Source organism: Massilia sp. 9096 (genome assembly GCF_000745265.1).
Lineage (GTDB): Bacteria > Pseudomonadota > Gammaproteobacteria > Burkholderiales > Burkholderiaceae_D > Telluria.
The window spans coordinates 1,563,759-1,581,021 of the sequence record NZ_JQNN01000001.1 but is presented as its reverse complement, the minus strand read 5'-3'; the positions used below and the strand labels follow the sequence as shown (position 1 = coordinate 1,581,021).

13 protein-coding genes are annotated in these 17,263 nt (G+C 68.9%); 8 read left to right on the top strand and 5 right to left on the bottom strand.

Annotation, left to right across the window (positions count from 1 at the left end; genetic code table 11):
• Positions 1-89: 89 nt before the first annotated feature.
• A complete protein-coding gene (locus FA90_RS06865; protein WP_036167239.1) occupies positions 90-2,489 on the bottom strand; it encodes a TonB-dependent siderophore receptor in 2,400 nt (799 codons plus the stop codon).
• Positions 2,490-2,677: 188 nt separating this feature from the next.
• Between FA90_RS06865 and FA90_RS06860 the strand changes: the two genes are divergently transcribed.
• The gene (locus FA90_RS06860; protein WP_081933702.1) at positions 2,678-4,147 is read left to right on the top strand and encodes a metallophosphoesterase; all 1,470 of its coding nucleotides are present in this window, start codon (positions 2,678-2,680) and stop codon (positions 4,145-4,147) included.
• Positions 4,148-4,324: 177 nt separating this feature from the next.
• On the opposite strand, the gene FA90_RS06855 is transcribed toward FA90_RS06860, so the two are convergent.
• Positions 4,325-4,834 (bottom strand): MarR family winged helix-turn-helix transcriptional regulator, encoded by a 510-nt coding sequence (locus FA90_RS06855; protein WP_036167236.1) that lies wholly within the window; start codon positions 4,832-4,834, stop codon positions 4,325-4,327.
• A gap of 83 nt (positions 4,835-4,917) precedes the next feature.
• Here FA90_RS06855 and FA90_RS06850 point away from each other — a divergent pair, with 83 nt between their 5' ends.
• The 3 genes from FA90_RS06850 to FA90_RS06840 all read left to right on the top strand — a co-directional run bounded on the left by FA90_RS06850 (position 4,918) and on the right by FA90_RS06840 (position 11,613).
• The gene (locus FA90_RS06850) at positions 4,918-6,267 is read left to right on the top strand and encodes a chloride channel protein (RefSeq protein ID WP_036167234.1); all 1,350 of its coding nucleotides are present in this window, start codon (positions 4,918-4,920) and stop codon (positions 6,265-6,267) included.
• A gap of 59 nt (positions 6,268-6,326) precedes the next feature.
• Entirely contained in the window at positions 6,327-9,116 is a 2,790-nt protein-coding gene (locus tag FA90_RS06845) for an EAL domain-containing protein (protein ID WP_036167232.1), read from the top strand.
• 76 nt (positions 9,117-9,192) lie between these two features.
• Entirely contained in the window at positions 9,193-11,613 is a 2,421-nt protein-coding gene (locus tag FA90_RS06840) for a penicillin-binding protein 1A (RefSeq protein ID WP_051971522.1), read from the top strand.
• 85 nt (positions 11,614-11,698) lie between these two features.
• Here FA90_RS06840 and FA90_RS06835 read toward each other — a convergent pair whose 3' ends face one another.
• The 3 genes from FA90_RS06835 to FA90_RS06825 form a co-directional block, all read right to left on the bottom strand.
• A complete protein-coding gene (locus FA90_RS06835; protein ID WP_036174547.1) occupies positions 11,699-12,565 on the bottom strand; it encodes an SDR family oxidoreductase in 867 nt (288 codons plus the stop codon).
• Between the two features lie 122 nt (positions 12,566-12,687).
• Positions 12,688-13,851, bottom strand: coding sequence for a mechanosensitive ion channel family protein (locus tag FA90_RS06830; RefSeq protein ID WP_051971521.1), 1,164 nt, complete (start codon positions 13,849-13,851; stop codon positions 12,688-12,690).
• Between the two features lie 201 nt (positions 13,852-14,052).
• On the bottom strand, positions 14,053-14,238 hold the full coding sequence (locus tag FA90_RS06825; protein ID WP_036167230.1) for a DUF3606 domain-containing protein: 186 nt from the start codon (positions 14,236-14,238) through the stop codon (positions 14,053-14,055).
• 317 nt (positions 14,239-14,555) lie between these two features.
• Here FA90_RS06825 and FA90_RS06820 point away from each other — a divergent pair, with 317 nt between their 5' ends.
• The 4 genes from FA90_RS06820 to FA90_RS06805 all read left to right on the top strand — a co-directional run bounded on the left by FA90_RS06820 (position 14,556) and on the right by FA90_RS06805 (position 17,210).
• Positions 14,556-14,879: a thioredoxin family protein gene (locus FA90_RS06820; RefSeq protein WP_036167228.1), complete on the top strand. Its 324-nt coding sequence runs from the start codon at positions 14,556-14,558 to the stop codon at positions 14,877-14,879.
• Positions 14,876-16,180, top strand: a complete 1,305-nt coding sequence (locus FA90_RS06815) for an MFS transporter (protein ID WP_036167225.1) — start codon at positions 14,876-14,878, stop codon at positions 16,178-16,180. Before FA90_RS06820 ends, FA90_RS06815 begins: the two co-directional genes overlap by 4 nt.
• Positions 16,181-16,191: 11 nt before the next feature.
• Positions 16,192-16,626 (top strand): GFA family protein, encoded by a 435-nt coding sequence (locus FA90_RS06810; RefSeq protein WP_051971520.1) that lies wholly within the window; start codon positions 16,192-16,194, stop codon positions 16,624-16,626.
• A gap of 80 nt (positions 16,627-16,706) precedes the next feature.
• Entirely contained in the window at positions 16,707-17,210 is a 504-nt protein-coding gene (locus FA90_RS06805) for a hypothetical protein (protein WP_156116617.1), read from the top strand.
• The last annotated feature ends 53 nt before the right edge of the window (positions 17,211-17,263 follow it).

Sequence of the window (17,263 nt, the reverse complement as noted above, 5' to 3'; positions counted from 1 at the left end):
GCGCGCGAGACCAATCCGCCGCGCGTGTAAAAAAACGGCAGCGGGCCGTTGGCGCACACTGCCGTTCGAATGCAACCCGCGCTTGCGGATTACCAGGAGTAGCCCACCTTGGCGTAGTAGAAGCGGCCGTTGAAACCATACGGCGTCCAGACGCTGTACGGCTCGGTGCCGTAGACGTTGAAGTTGGTGGTGCCCGGCGAGCGCACCTGGGCCGGATAGCGGTTGGTGGCGTTGTCGATGCCCAGCGTCACGCGCCAGGCCTGGGTCACGCGTACGTTCGCCGCCAGGTCGAGCGTCCAGGCCGGATCGTAGGTCTGGTCCAGGGTCGGGTCGTTCTGCGGCACCGTGAAGCTGCCGTAGCGGGTCGCGGTCACGCGGCCGTTCCACTTGCCCCAGGTGGTGTCGGCCGACAGGCTCAGCTTGTCGCGCGGCGAACCGACCGTCAGGCGGTTGACGGTCTGGCGGTCGACCAGGGTCAGGCCCTGGGCGGCCAGCAGCGCCGGGTTGTCGGCCACGTGGCGCACTTCGTTGTCGTTGTGGTTGTAGGCCAGGGTCAGGTCGCTGCGCGCGCCTTGCGGCAGGTTCAGGCGGTAGGTGCTGACCACGTCCACGCCCTTGGTGCGGGTGTCGACGGCGTTGGTGAAGTAGCGCGCGGCGCCGACCAGCACGTTCTGCGCGGCCAGGGCGCTGACCAGGGCCGGCTTGTTGTTCAGCTGCAGGTTGGACGAGAACACCACGCGGTCGTCGATGTCGATGCGGTACACGTCGACCGAGGTGGTCCAGTTGCGCGTCGGCTGCCACTGGGCGCCGAGCGACAGGTTGCGCGCTTTCTCGGGTTTCAGCGGCTGGGCGCCGAGCAGGCGCGCGGCCGGGCTGTTGACCGGGAAAGTGCCGGTCTGCACCAGCTGCTGCGTGCCGTTCACCAGCAACTGGTTGGTGGTGGTGATGGTGTAGAACTCCTGCGCCAGCGACGGCGCGCGGAAGCCGTTCGAGTAGGTGCCGCGCAGCGCGAATTCAGGCGTGAACGCGTAGCGCAGCGAGGCCTTGCCCGAGGTGGTGTTGCCGAAGTCGCTGTAGTGCTCCTGGCGCGCGGCCAGCGAGCCGGACAGCTGCTTGGTGATGTCGCCTTCCAGGTTCACGTACAGCGACTGGTTGTGGCGGCTGTTCTTGCCGGCGTTCTCGGGACGGAAGCCCGAATAGCCCTGGGCGCCGCCGCCGAAGTAGGAATTCGGTTCGCCCGCGCCGATCTCGTACGATTCATAGCGCGCCTCGGCGCCGAAGGCCACGGTCAGCGGACCGCTCATCCACGACACCGGGATGTCGCGCGCGATGTCGAGGTTGGCCAGCTCCTGGGTCGAGGTCAGCTGGCCGGCGTAGAAGCCGGACTGGCTGGCCGCGCCCAGGTCATAGTTGGCGCTGTCGTCGACGTTCAGCTCGAAGCGGTTGCGGCCGTAGTTCAGGCTGGCGTCCCAGCGCCATTGGTTCCATTCGCCGCGCAGGCCGGTCACCAGCGCCGTGTCTTTCGACGAGCTGTCTTCCAGCGGCAGGAAACCCTGCGGGTATTGCGGCGCGCGCGCGTTGGCGGCGCGGAAGGTCGCGGCGTCCGACGTCGTGCGCTTGCCGTAGTTGCCGAAGGCGTACCACTGGACGTTGTCGTTGATGTCGTACTGGCCGTTCAGGAACAGGCTGCGTGGTTTGCTGTCCGGGTCGCCGTAGCGCTGGGTGATGCGGCCCACGCGGGTGTCGATGCCGGCGCGGTTGGTGAAGTCCTGGTTCGAGGCGTCGACCGCGACACGCATCCAGCCGGCGTCGCCGAGGCGCACACCGGCCGAACCGCGCACGGTCTTTTGCTGGCCGTCGCCCTTGTCGTAGCTGCCGTAGGTCGCTTCGACGTCGCCGCCGTCCGGCCCCTTCTTGAGGATGATGTTGATCACGCCGGCGATCGCGTCCGAGCCGTACTGGGCGGCGGCGCCATCGCGCAGCACCTCGATGTGGTCGATCGCCGCCAGCGGGATCGCGTTCAGGTCGACCGGGGCCGAGCCGCGCCCCGAGGTGCCGTTGACGTTGACCACGGCCGAGGTGTGGCGGCGCTTGCCGTTGACCAGCACCAGCACCTGGTCGGGCGAGAGGCCGCGCAGCTGGGCCGGGCGGACCGCCGAGCTGGCGTCGGCGCCGGTCGGGCGCGGGAAGTTCAGCGAGGGCAGCAGGCGCCCCAGCACGGTGGAGAGCTCGTTCGAGCCGGTGCTCTGCAGCTCGCGGCCGCTGATCACGTCCACGGGCGACTCGGAATCGAGGCTGCGGCGGTTCAGGGAGCGGGTGCCGGTGACGACCACGGTCTGCGGTTCGTCGGCCGCGGCTTGCGGCGCCGGCTGGCCCTGCATGCCTTGCTGGGCGTAGGCGCTTGGCATCGCGGCCGCAACGGCGGCGCCGATGAGGGACAACACCAGCATGGCGCGCGCCGGGTTGGAGCGATGATGTTTGAAGCTCATATTGTTCTTTCTGTGTTGGTTCAATCTCGGGTTCGGCGGCGTGGAGCGGCCGGACGGGGGCGCAAGCTTAACAGACTGAAAATTTTCAAGCCAATAACAAATACGCCTATGCTTATACCCATGGAGGATAAATGCCGCGTTGCAATATCGACCATGTGGTAAAGTCCGCACTTTACCTCGGAGCCTGCATGTCCTCGAATACCATACCTTTATGCAAGGTCGAGACCGTCTGGCGGCGGCGTCTGGGCCGTGCCGCCGCGGGTGCATTTGCTGCGCTGCTGGCCGGCTGCGCCGGGCTGACGGGTGCGCCGGCATCGTCGCCCGACTCGCCGCTGGCATCGGCCTTCGTGATGATCGGCCCGGACGGCGCCCCGGTAGCGCGCGCGCTGACGGTCGCCCCGGTCTGCCCGTCGATCGAGCTGGACGGGGGCAGCGTGCCGATGCAGGTGCGCGCGCCGTTCGCGCCGATTCCGCTGCGTCCGCTGGCGCCGGGTCCCGACGGCAAGCCGCGTGCGACGCCGGCGTCGAATCCCGTGCTGTCGTGCGAGCTGCCGATTCCCGCCGCGACCCGCCGCGCCAGCATCGCCGGGCGGGTGCTGCCGCTGCCGAAGGCCGATTACAAGCGCATCGTCGTGGTCGGCGACACCGGTTGCCGTCTGAAAGGCAAGGACTTCCAGGCCTGCAACGACCCGCAGGCGTTTCCGTTCTCGACCGTGGCGGCCAGCGCCGCCGCCTGGAAGCCCGACCTGGTGATCCACGTCGGCGACTACCACTACCGCGAAGACCCGTGCCCGGCCGACCACCCCGGCTGCGCCGGCAGCCCGTTCGGCTATGGCTGGGATGCCTGGAACGCCGACTTCTTCGCCCCGGCGCGCACGCTGCTGGCGGCGGCGCCCTGGGTGTTCGCGCGCGGCAACCACGAAACCTGCACGCGCGGCGGCCAGGGCTGGCAGCGCTTCCTCGACCCGACGCCGTATACCGAGGAACGCAGCTGCGACCTGCCGGAAAACGACGACACGGCCGACTACACCGACCCGTACGCGGTGCCGCTGGGCGGCGGGGTGCAACTGATCGTGTTCGACAGCGCCAACACCGATTACCACGGCTTCAAGCCGGGCGACGTGCGCATTCGCCGCTACACGCAGACCTGGGAGCGCATCGCCGAGCTGGCGCGCCGCAGCGAGCACAACATCGCGGTCGACCACCATCCGCTGTATGCCTTCGGCGCCGAGCGCAACGCAAAGACTGGGCAGATCCGCCTGTTCGGCGGCGACGCCGGCCTGCTGCAGGTGTTCGGCGCGAAGACCCCGCGCCTGCTGCCGTCCAACGTCGAGGTGCTGCTGTCGGGCCACGTGCACCTGCAGGAGCAGCTCAGCTTCGTGCAGGACTTCCCGAGCCAGTTCGTGGCCGGTTTCGCCGGCACCGCCGAGGACATCGTGCCCTTGCCGGCTTCGGTCCCGCCCGGCACGCAGCCGGCCCCGGGCGCCGAGGTCGCGTCGATGAGTTCATGGATCGACGGCTTCGGCTTCATGACGATGGAGCGCACCGGAGCGGACAGCTGGACAGTGATCATTCATGACCGCAAGGGCGCGACCATGAACACCTGCACGCTCGAAGGTCGCCGTTCGCACTGCGCCGTGGCCCAGGTCGGCCATTGATATATTTGAGCAAATGCTCTTGCTTAAAAAGCAGGGCAGTGGCACAATGATTGCGTGAGCGGGGCTGCTGCCAGCCCCCGCGATCAGCGATGAGGATTTGTTTCACTTTACTCCCGGTATGTCCGGGAGTATTTTTTTCAGGACGCGAAAATGCGGGTCAAAACGGGGGCGCCGCGTTCAGATCTGCGACAGCGGCAGCTTGGCGCTTTCCTCGTCTGCGGCCAGCAGGGCGATCAGCTTGGCCAGGTCCTTTTCGAGCCGGTCGAGGGTGGCCGGGTCCAGGCTGGACAGGGCGTCCGGCAGCACGCCGGTGAACGGCATCGGCGCGCTGCGCAGCACGTCGGCGCCGGCCGGCTGGATGCGCAGGGCGACGCTGCGGCGGTCCATGCCTTCGCGGCTGGTCGCCACCAGGCCGCGTTCGACCAGGCTCTTGAGCAGGTTGCTGGCGGTCGACTGGTGGATGTCGAGTTCGCGCGCCAGTTCGGTGACGCCGATGCCGGGGCGCCGCTCGATCACCGACAGCGCCCACAGCTGGGCGCCGCCGACGCCGGCTTCACGCTCGACCTGGCGGAAGTGGGTCTTGACCGAATTGAAGACCACGCGGAACTGGCGCAGGACGCGGTTGGCGGGTGGCGCAAGCGCTTCGCCTGCGTCGTCGGACTTGTAATTTGATGAAGATGATGACATGCCGGGATGATATCGGAAAACAGCCGCTCAGGGCACGGCGGCGCCCTCAGAATAAAATGAAACTGCACCTCTAGAAGGCCATTATGCATCTCGACCCGGAACCGACCCGAAACAATCTGCTGGCCGATTGGCGCCTGTGGGCCGGACGCATCGCCGTGGTGGCGCTGGCGGTTGGCGCCGGCTGGATCGTGGTCGGCTTCACCTGGCTGGCCGAGCAGGCCGACGGATATTTCAACCAGTTGCGCCAGGCGGCGAGCTGGGCGCCGCTGCTGTGGACGCCGCTGTGCACCGCGCTGGTGGTGTGGTGCACGCGCCGCTGGGCCCCGGGCGCGGCCGGCTCCGGCATCCCGCAGGTGATGGCGACCCTCGAGCGCCGTGTGGGCGAGGGCGAGCGCGGGCTGTTCGTGTCGCTCAAGCTGTCGCTGGCCAAGATCGTGCTGACCGCCGGCGGCCTGCTCGGCGGGCTGTCGCTCGGACGCGAAGGGCCGTCGGTGCAGATCGCCGCCGGCGTGATGCTGCAGGCACGCCGCCTGATGCCGGGCGGCGGCAAGACCGGTCCGGCGGTCGGCGTGCATGGCCTGCTGGTGGCGGGCGGCGCGGCCGGCATCGCGGCGGCCTTCAACACCCCGCTGGGCGGGGTCATGTTCGCGATCGAGGAACTGGCGCGCGCGCCGGAGCAGCGCTCGAGCGGCCTGATCATCGCGGCCATCGTGCTGGGCGGCCTGGTGGCGGTGTCGGCGCACGGCAACGGCGCTTACTTCGGCGTGATCCACGCGGCCGACATCGGCCTGCAGCTGCTGCTGCCCGGCCTGCTGCTCGCGGTGCTGGCCGGCGGCGCGGGCGGATTGTTCTCGCGCCTGCTGATCGCGTCGCTCTCGGGCGGACCGGAGCGTTTGAACCGTTTGCGCGCGCGCCGTCCGGTGCTGTTCGCGGCCGGCTGCGGCCTGGCGGTGGCGGCGATCGGGCTGGTAACCGGCGGCGCCACCTTCGGCTCCGGCTATGCGTCGACGCGCAACATGGTCGAGGGCACGGCGACGATGCCGGCCGCCTACGCGCTGTTCAAATTCATCGCCACCTGGATCACGACCTGGTCGGGCGTCCCGGCCGGCATCTTCGCACCGTCGCTGGCGATTGGCGCGGCGATCGGCAACGACGTCGCGCTGGCGCTGTACCACGCCCAGGTGCCGGCGCTGATCGCGCTCGGCATGGTCGGCTTCCTGGCCGCCGCGACCCAGGCCCCGCTGACCGCCTTCATCATCGTGATGGAAATGGTCGACGGGCATGCGATGGTGCTCAGCCTGATGGCGTGCGCACTGGTCTCGTTCGGTGTGTCGCGCGCGATCAGCCCGCCGCTGTACCCGACCCTGGCGCGCCTGCAGCTGGCGCGCATCCCGCAATCCAAGGCCGAGCCCGAGCCGCCGCCGCACGACTGAAGCGGCGCCGCTGTCCGCGCGCCTGTATTTATGGGCGCGCAGGTCTGCTACCATGTGGCATGCAACCATGGATCGCGCGCCTCGGCCGCCTGCGTCCGCGGCCACCCGAAATCGCTGCAGCCCTGGCGCTGCTGGGCGGGGTGGGGCTCAGCGTTGCGCTCGCGTTCGGGGTGCGCAACGCCGAGCAGGAGCGCGCCCGTTCCGAGTTCCTGCAACGCGGCGAGACGCGGGTCGCGGCGATCCAGCGCGGCTTCACCGAGGCGCTCGACGCGCTGGCCGCCAACCACGCGCTGTTCCTGGCGTTCAATGGCCAGGAAGTCGGCCGCGACGACTTCGCCCGCTTCGCGCGGCCCTTGCTGCAGAATTACCCCTACCTGCAAGCCGTGGTGTTCCACCGCCTGGTCGAGGACCGGGATCGCGCCGCCTTAGAGCGCGCGCGTGCGCGCTTGGCGCCCGGCTACACGATCCGCGAGCGCCAGGGCGCCCATCTCGTTCGCGCCGCGCGCCGCGCGCGCTACCTGGTGGTCGACTACATCGAACCGCTGCTCGCCAACGCCGACGTGCTCGGCTACGACGCCTTGTCCTACCCGGTCCAGGCGCGCACTTTCCTGCGCTCGCTCGCGAGCGGCCGCCCGGCCTCGACCGTGCTGCTGCCGCTGCTGCAGGACCCGGGGCGCCTGGGCGTGGTGCTGACCATGCCGGTGCTGCGGCGCGGCCTGCCGGCCGGGGACGTCTCGGTGGTGCTCGATGCCGCCAACCTGGCCGAGCGCAACCTGGCCGGCGCCAACCTGGTCGGGCGGCCCGGCATGGCGGTCGAGCTGCTCGGGCCGACGGAGCAGGGCCCGCGCCGCGTGTACCGCATCGACCGCCTGGACGAGCGTAGCACCCCGGCCTGGCACGGCTGGCTGGGCGACCCGGTGTTCAGGGCTACGCGACGCCTGGCCTTTGCCGGCCAGACCTGGGAGCTGCGCATGGCGGGGCGCTCGACCGATCTGGCCGGCGGTGGCGCCGCGCCGCTGATGACGCTGGCGCTGGGCAGCCTGCTGAGCCTGGTGCTGGCGCTGTGGATACGCGCCCGCGTGGTGCGCGGCCAGCGGGTGGAAGCGCTGGTCGGGCGCCGCACCGCCGACCTGAAGGCGGCGCTGCTCGAGCTGCGCCTGTACCGGCGCGCGATCGACGCCAGCGCCAACGCCGTGATCCTGGTCGACGCGCGCCGGCCCGGCTACCCGATCGTGCACGTCAACCCGGCCTTCGAGCGCATGCGCGGTTTCACGGCGGCCGAGGCGGTCGGCAAGCGCCTGATCGAGCTGGGCGAGAAGGAGCCGGACCAGGTCGCGGTGGCCGAGCTGCGCGCCGCGATCCGCGAGCGGCGCGAGGGCCATGCCAGCATGCGCCTGCGCCACCGCGACCGGCGCGACCTGTTCGCCGAGGTCTACATCGCCCCGGTCAAGGACCCCGAGGGCCACACCACCCACTTCGTGATGACCCAGTACGACGTCACCCTGGCCAAGCGCTACGAACTCGAGCTCGAGGCCAAGGCCCGCTTCGACACGCTGACCGGGCTGGCCAACCGCGCGCTGCTGCACGACCGGATCGACAGCGCCATCAATTTCGCCGGCGGGCGCGGCCAGGTGTGGGTGGCGGCTATCGACCTGGACCACTTCAAGTTCGTCAACGACACGCTCGGCCACGGCGCCGGCGACGCGCTGCTGAAAGCCGCGGCGCTGCGCATCAGCGCGGCGGTCGGGCGCAGCGACACCGTCGCGCGCACCGGCGGCGACGAGTTCGTGCTGGTACTGCCCGGGCGCGCCGGCGAGGGCGAGGCGGCCGACACCGTGCGCGCCGTGCTGGAGGCGCTGGCGCATCCGCTCGAGCTGGCCGGGCAGTCGCTGGTGCTGACCGGCAGCGCCGGCCTGGCCGCCTACCCGAACGACGGCGCCGACGCCGCCACCCTGATCCAGCACGCGGAAGTGGCGATGTACCGCGCCAAGGAGCTGGGCCGCAACACGGTGCAGTTCTATACGCCGACCATGAACGAGCGCGCGCGCGACCGGCTGGCGCTGGAAGGGGCCTTGCGCAGCGCGCTGCTGCAGGACGAGTTCGAACTGTACTACCAGCCGCAGGTCGAACTGGGGACCGGCCTGGTGGTCGGGCTGGAAGCGCTGATCCGCTGGCGCCATCCGAGCCTGGGCCTGATCTACCCGGACCGCTTCATCCAGCTGGCCGAGGAAACCGGCCTGATCGTCCCGATCGGCGCCTGGGTGCTGCGCACGGCATGCCGCCAGAACCGCGCCTGGCAGCATGCCGGCTACGGTCCGCTGCGGATCGCCGTGAACCTGTCGGCGCGCCAGTTCGCCGAACCGAACCTGGTGCGCGAGATCGCACGCGTGCTGGAAGACACCGGGCTGGCGGCCGGCTCGCTCGAGATCGAGATCACCGAAAGCCTGGTGATGTCCGACATCGAGGGGGCGATCCGGACGATGATCGAGCTCAAGGACATGGGCGTGCAGCTCTCGATCGACGATTTCGGCACCGGCTACTCGAGCCTGGCCTACCTGCGCCGCTTCCCGGTCGACGTGCTCAAGATCGACCGTTCCTTCGTGCGCGACCTGCCCGCCAGCGAGGACGGGGCGGCGCTGGTCGCGGCGATCATCGAACTGGCGCGCGGGCTGCGCATGCGCGTGATCGCCGAGGGCGTCGAGACCGAGGAGCAGCTCGACTACCTCAAGCGGCGCGGCTGCGACGAAGTGCAGGGGCACGTGTACGCGCGCGCCGCGCCGCAGCGCGAAATCGAGGCGATGCTGCGCAGCGGCCAGCCGGTGCGCCCGCACATGGAGGCGGCGCGCTAGCGTACCGTGCCGGCGCGCGCGCTCGGCTATACTTGCGCCATTGTTAACATCGAGTGTCATAGAACGGGAACCGATTGTGGATGACCATCAGGATCGCAACGAGTGGGATGGACGCGAGCGGCGCTTGCTCGACCGCGCGGGTGCGCGTGCGCGCGCCGAGTATGCGCGCGCAAGGGGCGAGCTGTTGCGCCGCTCCCCGCTGCAGCGCGTGCTGCTGGTGTCCGCCGGGCTGCTCCTGCTGCTCATCGCGCTGTTCTCCATCTATGTCGCGATCCTGTTTCCGCTGACGCCGAAGATCTCGGACGTCAAGCAGGCGCGCGTGGCGCGTCCGACCGTGGTCCTGTCGAGCGACGGGCGCGAGCTGGCCAGCTTCGAGCAGGGGCTGCAGGAAAAGGTGTCGCTGTCACAGGTGTCGCCCAACGTCATCAATGCCCTGATCGCGACCGAGGACCGGCGCTTCTACGAGCACCACGGGGTCGACTTCACGCGCATCGGCGGGGCGGTGCTGGCCAACTTGCACGGCGACGCCCAGGGCGGCTCGACCATCACCCAGCAGCTGGCGCGCAACATGTTCCCCTCCGAGATCGGCAGCGCGCGCAACGTCAACCGCAAGCTCAAGGAACTGATCACCGCCTTCAAGATCGAGAACACCTACAGCAAGCCGGAAATCCTCGAAGCCTACCTGAACACGGTGCCCTTCCTGTACAACACCTACGGCATCGAGATGGCCGCGCGCACCTACTTCGACAAGTCGGCCAGCCAGCTGTCCGAGACCGAAGCGGCGACCCTGGTCGGCATGCTCAAGGGCACCGCCTACTACAACCCGGTCACCAACCCCGCGCGTTCGCTGGCGCGGCGCAACGTGGTGCTCGGCCAGATGCTCAAGGCCGGCGTGTTCAGCGAAGCGCGCTACCGCCAGCTGGCTGGGCGGCGCCTGGGCGTGCATTTCACGCGCCAGCAGGAACGCACCGGCAAGGACGACCACTTCACCGCCTACGTGCGCAAGTGGCTGGTCGATTGGGCCGCCAAGAACGACGTCGACCTGGCCCAGGACGGCCTGGTGGTGCAGACCACGCTCGACTACGACCTGCAGCAGTCGGCGCTGGCCTCGGTGGAGCGGCAGGCCAACGCGCTGCAGGCGATCGCCGACGTCGACTGGGCGCACCCGTGGCCGATCAACGCCAGCCAGACCGACACCTACATGGCGATGCGCGCCGGCGTCACGCCGTTCGAGTACTTCTGGGCCTCGCACCAGGACCTGCTGGAGCAGTTCGTGCGCGAGTCGGGCGAGTACAAGCGGGCAATCGACGGCGGCGAGAAGCCCGCGGCGGCGCTCAAGGCGCTGATGCGCGACCGCGACTTCATGCGCCAGCTGAAGGCGGCAAAGTCGCACCTGGAGGCGGGCTTCGTCGCGATGGACCCGACCAACGGCGAGATCCGCGCCTGGGTCGGCAGCCGCAACTTCCAGCGCGAGCAGTTCGACCACGTGGCCCAGGCCACGCGCCAGCCGGGATCGACCTTCAAGCCGATCGTCTACGCCGCCGCGCTGCAGGCCGGCATCGCGCCGGACCACCCCTACCTCGACGCCGCGCGCACGCTGCGCTTCCCCGACGGCACCGTGTGGCGGCCGACCGACATGAGCGGCACCAGCGGCGGCATGATCCCGATGCGCAACGGCTTGATCTATTCGAAGAACACCATCACCGCCCAGGTGATCCGCGACGTCGGCGTGGCGCCGATCGTCAAGCTGGCGCGCGACATGGGCGTACGCCAGAGCCGCCTGCAGGCGGTGCCGTCGATCGGCCTGGGTTCGAGCCCGGTCACCCTGCTGGAAATGGTCAGCGCCTACACCACCATCGCTTCCGGCGGCGAATACCGCCGCCCGGTGTTCGTGCGCCGCATCAGCGACCGCGAAGGCAAGGTGATCGCCGATTTCGGCTCGCAAAAGCCGGAACGCGCGCTGCCGCAGGAGACCGCCGAGACGCTGCTGGACATGATGCGCGGTGTGATCAACCGCGGCACCGGCACCGCGATCCGCTACCGCTTCGGGATCCAGGGGGACGTGGCCGGCAAGACCGGCACCACCCAGAACAACGCCGACGCCTGGTTCATCATGATGCACCCGAACCTGGTGGCCGGCTCCTGGGTGGGCTTCAACGACAATCGCGTGACGATGCGTTCGAACTACTGGGGCCAGGGCGGCCACAGCGCGATCCTGCTGGTCGGCGACTTCTTCAAGGACGTGCTGGGCAGCGGCAAGATCGACAAGGATGCGGCGTTCCCGGGCTACCACAAGCCGGTGGCCGCGCCGCCGCCGGCGCCCGAGGAGGACATCGAAGAGGGCGGTGACATGCAGGAAGAGGGCGGTGCGCCGGCCGACAGCCCGCAGGGGCCGCCGCCCGGCCAGGGGCACGATCCGGACGCGGCGCCGGCGCCGGACCAGCCGCCGCCGGGGCCGCCGGCGGGCAACGCGCAGCAGCTGCCGAACGACGCCTAGCGAAGGAAATGCGGAAGGGGATTGCGCAAGGGCTGCGCGCCGATGGCGGCCACCGCAGCGGCGCCGCCTTGCGAGGTTGCAGCGCTTACAGGATCGGCGTGCCGCCGGTGACCGGCAGCCGGGCGCCGGAGATGTAGCTGGCTTCGTCCGAGGCCAGCAGCACGTAGGCCGGGGCCAGTTCGACCGGCTGGCCAGGGCGGCCCAGCGGGGTCTGCTTGCCGAATTCCCTGAACTGCTCGGGCGGCATGGTCGACGGGATCAGCGGAGTCCAGATCGGGCCCGGCGCCACCGAGTTCACGCGGATGCCTTTCTCGCCCAGCAGCTGGGCCAGGCCGGCCGTGAAGTTGGCGATCGCACCCTTGGTGGCGGCATACGCCAGCAGCGTCGGCTTGGGGTTGTCCGAGTTGATCGAGGTGGTGTTGATGATCGAGCCGCCGGCCTTCATGTGCGGGATCGCCGCCTTGCAGATGCGGAACATGGCGCCGATGTTGACGTCGAAGGTGTGGTCCCATTCCTCGTCCGGGATGTCCTCGATCGATTCGTGGGTCATCTGGAACGCCGCGTTATTGACCAGCACGTCGATCTTGCCGAAGGCCTGCATGGCCTGGTCGACGATGGCGCGGCACTGGGCCGGCTCGGCGATGTCGCCCGGGACCAGCACCGCCTTGCGGCCGGCTTCCTCGACCAGGCGCGCGGTTTCCTTGGCGTCGTCGTGTTCGTTCAGGTAGGCGATCAGGACATCGGCGCCTTCGCGCGCGAACGCGATCGCGACCGCGCGCCCGATGCCGCTGTCGGCGCCGGTGATGATCGTGGCCTTGCCGTTCAGGCGGCCGTGGCCGACGTAGCTGGTTTCGCCGTGGTCGGGTTTCGGCGTCATTTCCGATTCGAGGCCCGGCGGCGCGATCGGTTGCTGTTGCTGTTGCTGGTTCAGTTGCGCGTCTTTGTCGAGCATGTTCACCTCCATTGAAGTCCGCGCAGGGCGCGGCGTTGTGGTTCGGTTCGTAGTCTGTTGCGTGGTCCGATTCTAGGCGGGCCTTGGGCGCGGCGGCGCGCGCGTGCCGCCCCGCATCATTGTCAGCGCACGGGGCGGGTCTGCGGCTGGGCTTCTCCGCTGTTGTCGCGATCGCCGTGGCGCGGGTCGTTGACCGCGTTCGGGCCCGCGCCCGACCCCGCGGCGCCCGGATCGCGCACCAGGAATTCCTGCGCCCGCGGCGAGCTCGAGACACCCAGTTCGCGCAGCAGCGCCATGGTTTCCAGCAGCACCGCCTGCTGGGTCGACAGGAACAGGCTGTAGTTCGGATCGGTCAGGTTGTAGACGATGTCGTACTCGAGGTAGCTCTGGTCCATGGTGGTCAGGTTGACGTGGTCCAGCTTGACCTTGTCCTTGGCCGTGATGATGGCCGCCACGCGCTCGGGAATCTGCGTGGCCAGCTCGGGCGCGGTGGTCGGGTTGACGCGAAGCGTGTACTGGACCCTGCGCGTGCTCTGGCGCTTGAAGTTGTGCACGACCTTCTTGAGCAGTTCGGCGTTGGCGATCACGATCTGTTCGCCCGAGAGCGCGCGCACGCGCGTGGTCTTCAGGCCGACGTGCTCGATGGTGCCGGAAAATTCCGGTACCGAGATCGCATCGCCGACCTCGAACGGCTTGTCGGTCGCGATCGAGAGCGAGGCAAACAAGTCGCCCAGGATGTTCTGCACGGCCAGGGCCACCGCCACGCCGCCGATGCCCAGGCTGGCCACGAAAGTCGAGACGTTGATGCCCAGGTTGGACAGCATCGACAGCAGGAAGATGGTCCAGACGCTCCATTGCAGCGCCCAGATCACCAGCGTGTGCGCCACCGTGACCTGGTTGTCTTCCAGGCCTTTGCCATGGACCTGGAAGTAGCGCCGCGCCGTGACCGCGATCGCGCGGTGCAGGTAGATGGCGATCTGCACGCCGAGCGTGATGAACCAGAGGTGGCCGATGCGATCGTGCCACGGCGCCGGCAGGTCGAGCAGCGAGACGCCGATCAGGATGGAGGTGGCGAGTATCGCCAGGTTGCTGGTGCGCGCCAGCGTGTGGCGCAGCACCTCGACGATCGGTTTGTGGGCGCGCGCGTCGTCGAGTTTGTTCAGGCGGCGCCGGAACAGGGCCACGGCGCCATGCAAGGCGAGGAAGGCGATGACCGCCGCGCCGAGGGCGACAGCCGCATTGATCCAGGTGATGTCGAGGTTCGAGAAATAGCCGCGGATAGTCATTGGGCTCCTTTCGGGTAAGCTTGGGCCGGGCCTGGGGCGCGTCGGCGGGAACGGATGGGGCGGGACTGCCTGCGCGTGCCAGGCAGGAGGGCCTCGGGCGAGGCGCAGGTCGTTGCGGCGCTGTACCGCAGCGTGGCAGCGGCAGCGTGCCGCCCTGTCACCGGACGCGCGGTCAGGAACAGGGCGGGCGGGGAACGGCGATCAGTGCTTCGTCACGCCCAGGTGCTGGCGTACCGCGTTGGCGCTGTTGCCGGCCGCGTGCACGGCCTGCTCCAGCTCTTCCTTGGTGACGCCGAGTTCCTTCGTCCAATACTGGACTTCCCACTTTTCGCTGAGGCTGATGCGCGAGCGGTCCTGAGGGCCGCGGTTGTGCAGATCGTCTGACATGGTGATCTCCTTTTCAATGTTTCGAGGCCAGTCTCGCACCGGGTCAAATGCCGTTCTGTTCGTTCACGAACGTATACATCGCTTTGATACCGCAGTGCTTCCCATGGAATGGGCCGATCTTCGCTTGCGTCGATAGTCTTCGGAGTACTATCAGCTCTATACATCTTTTGCAACTAACCGATATGAAAACAACCACAACACAAAACCCGCCACCAGCCCAAGGGCCGGCGCCGGACCGGCGTACAAGGCTGGGGATGCCGCCCGCCGCCTTTTCGGGTACGCTAGCATCACCAACAATAAGACAAGGAGCGCACACCATGACCCAACCCTACGACACCGCCCAACCCGAGCGCACCGCCGTCGACGCGCTGCCGGGAGTGGTCGCCCTCGACTTCGGCACCAACTGGTGCGGCTACTGCAACGCCGCCCAGGGCATCATCGAGAGCGCACTCGCGCCGTACCCGAACGTACGCCATGTCAAGGTCGAGGATGGTCCGGGCCGTCCTCTCGGACGCTCGTTCCGCGTCAAGCTGTGGCCGACCGTGGTGGTGCTCAAGGACGGGCAGGAGATCGCCCGCGTGGTGCGCCCGGGCGACACGTCCGAGCTGGACCAGGCGCTGCAGGGGGCTGGCGCCGCATGAGTTCGCTCGACACCCAGATCCCGCAAGCGCTGAACCGCCCGTCCACGGTGCTGTTCGCGAGCCTGATCGGCACCACCATCGAATTCTTCGACTTCTATATCTACGCCACCGCCGCGGTGCTGGTGTTCCCCAAGCTGTTCTTCCCGGCCGGGGACCCGGCAGCCAGCACGCTGCAGTCGCTGGCGACCTTCGCCATCGCGTTCTTCGCGCGGCCGGTCGGTTCGGCCGTGTTCGGCCACTTCGGCGACCGTGTCGGACGCAAGGCCACGCTGGTGGCCGCCTTGCTCACCATGGGCGTGTCGACGGTGGTGATCGGCATGCTGCCGACCTACGCCTCGATCGGCACCGCGGCGCCGCTGCTGCTGGCGCTGTGCCGCTTCGGCCAGGGCCTGGGCCTGGGCGGCGAGTGGGGCGGGGCGGTGCTGCTCGCCACCGAAAACGCGCCGCCGGGCAAGCGGGCCTGGTACGGGATGTTCCCGCAGCTGGGCGCGCCGCTCGGCTTCTTCCTGTCCGGCTCGACCTTCCTGGTGCTGTCGCAGGCGATGAGCGACGCCGACTTCTTCCGCTACGGCTGGCGCATTCCTTTCCTGGCCAGCGCGCTGCTGGTCGCGGTCGGCCTGTACGTGCGTCTGAAAATCACCGAGACGCCGGCGTTCCAGGCGGTGCTGGACCGCAACGAGCGGGTCAAGCTGCCGGTGGCCGCGGTCCTGCGCTCCCATCCGCGCGCACTGGTGCTCGGCACGCTGGGCGCGACCGCGACCTTCGTGATCTTCTACCTGATGACGGTGTTCGCGCTGTCCTGGGGCACGACCGCGCTGCATTACTCGCGCCAGACCTTCCTGCTGCTGCAGCTGCTGGCGATCGTGTTCTTTGGCCTGACGATCCCTCTGGCGGCGATCCTGGGCGACCGGCGCGGCGCGCGTTTCGCGATGATCGCGGTATCGGCGGCGATGATCGTGTTCGGCTTCCTGTTCGGACCGATGTTCGGCTCGGGCAGCCTCGCCATGGTGACGCTGTTCCTGGTCCTGGGCCAATGCCTGATCGGCATGACGTACGGACCGCTGGGCACGCTGCTGTCCGAGATGTTCCCGGCCGAGGTGCGCTACACCGGCGCTTCGCTGACCTTCAACCTGGCCGGCATCCTCGGCGCGTCGTTGGCGCCGTACGCGGCGACCTGGCTGGCGACCCACCACGGGCTGCAGTACGTCGGCTACTATCTGGGTGCAGCTGCGCTCGTCAGCCTGGTGGCGCTGTTGTTCACGCGCGTGCCGGCGCCTGCGCCGCGCGCCGCGCTTCGCTAGGAGGGCGGCATATGGCGCAGGGTGATTCGCAAGCTGTGCAAGAGGGTGGGGCACTGACCGGCGGCTGCGCCTGCGGCGCCGTGCGCTACGAGGCGCACGGCGAGCCGTTTCACCGTACGCTGTGCCATTGCAAGGACTGCAGGCGCGCCACCGGGGCGCCCGCGGTGGCCTGGTTCAGCGTCCATGCGGACGCGCTGCGCTGGGTGCGCGGGCGGCCGCGCTGGCGCCGCTCCAGCCTGCCTGTCGAGCGCGCGTTCTGCCGCGACTGCGGCACGCAACTGGTGTATCGCCACGCCGGTTTTCCCGGCGAAGTCGACATCACCACCTGCAGCCTGGACGACCCGGAGCAGGCCGCGCCGCTCGACCATACCCAGGCCGCGTCGCGCCTGCGCTGGCTGCATCTGGCGGACGACTGGCCGGCCTATCCGGGTGCGCGCGTCAACTAAAAACCACACTCGCGCAGTCGTGCGCGGTCGCAAGTTTCAAATCGTTATCATGGGCACCCCTAAACGTTTCGGAGTGGTCCATGTCACAATCTTTGCTGCGCCTCGCTGCCGGTTCCCTGTTGATGTCTGTCGCCCTGTGCGCTTCCGCCGGCGTCAGCAAGAACGGGTCGTCCTACCAGGACTTCACCCTGTCGGGCGTGCTACAGGAGATCCCGGGACCGATGGCGCGCTGCCCGTCCAACTTCGGCGGCACCATCGCAGGCTTCGGCGACAGCAATTTGTTCGGTAAAGTGGGCTTCCTGTCGAGCGACTGCATCACCCCGAACGGCAGCGGCTATACCTTCAGCCAGGGCCACTTCATCATCACCACGCTGACCGGCGAGCTGGTGTTCGCGGACTACAGCGGCCAGTTCGTCCCGACCGGCGTCGGCGCCAATTTCGTGTTCAGCAACGCCACTTTCCAGGTCACCGGCGGCACCGGCCGTTACGCCAAGGCGAGCGGCGGCGGCGACCTGACCGGCGGCGAGGACATGGGCACCGGCCAGGGCACGATCAAGCTGAGCGGCCGCGTGCTGCTGAAGTAAAAATCACCCGAAGTAGCAGGCGCCGCAGGCGATCCGCTGCGGCTGCCGCACCG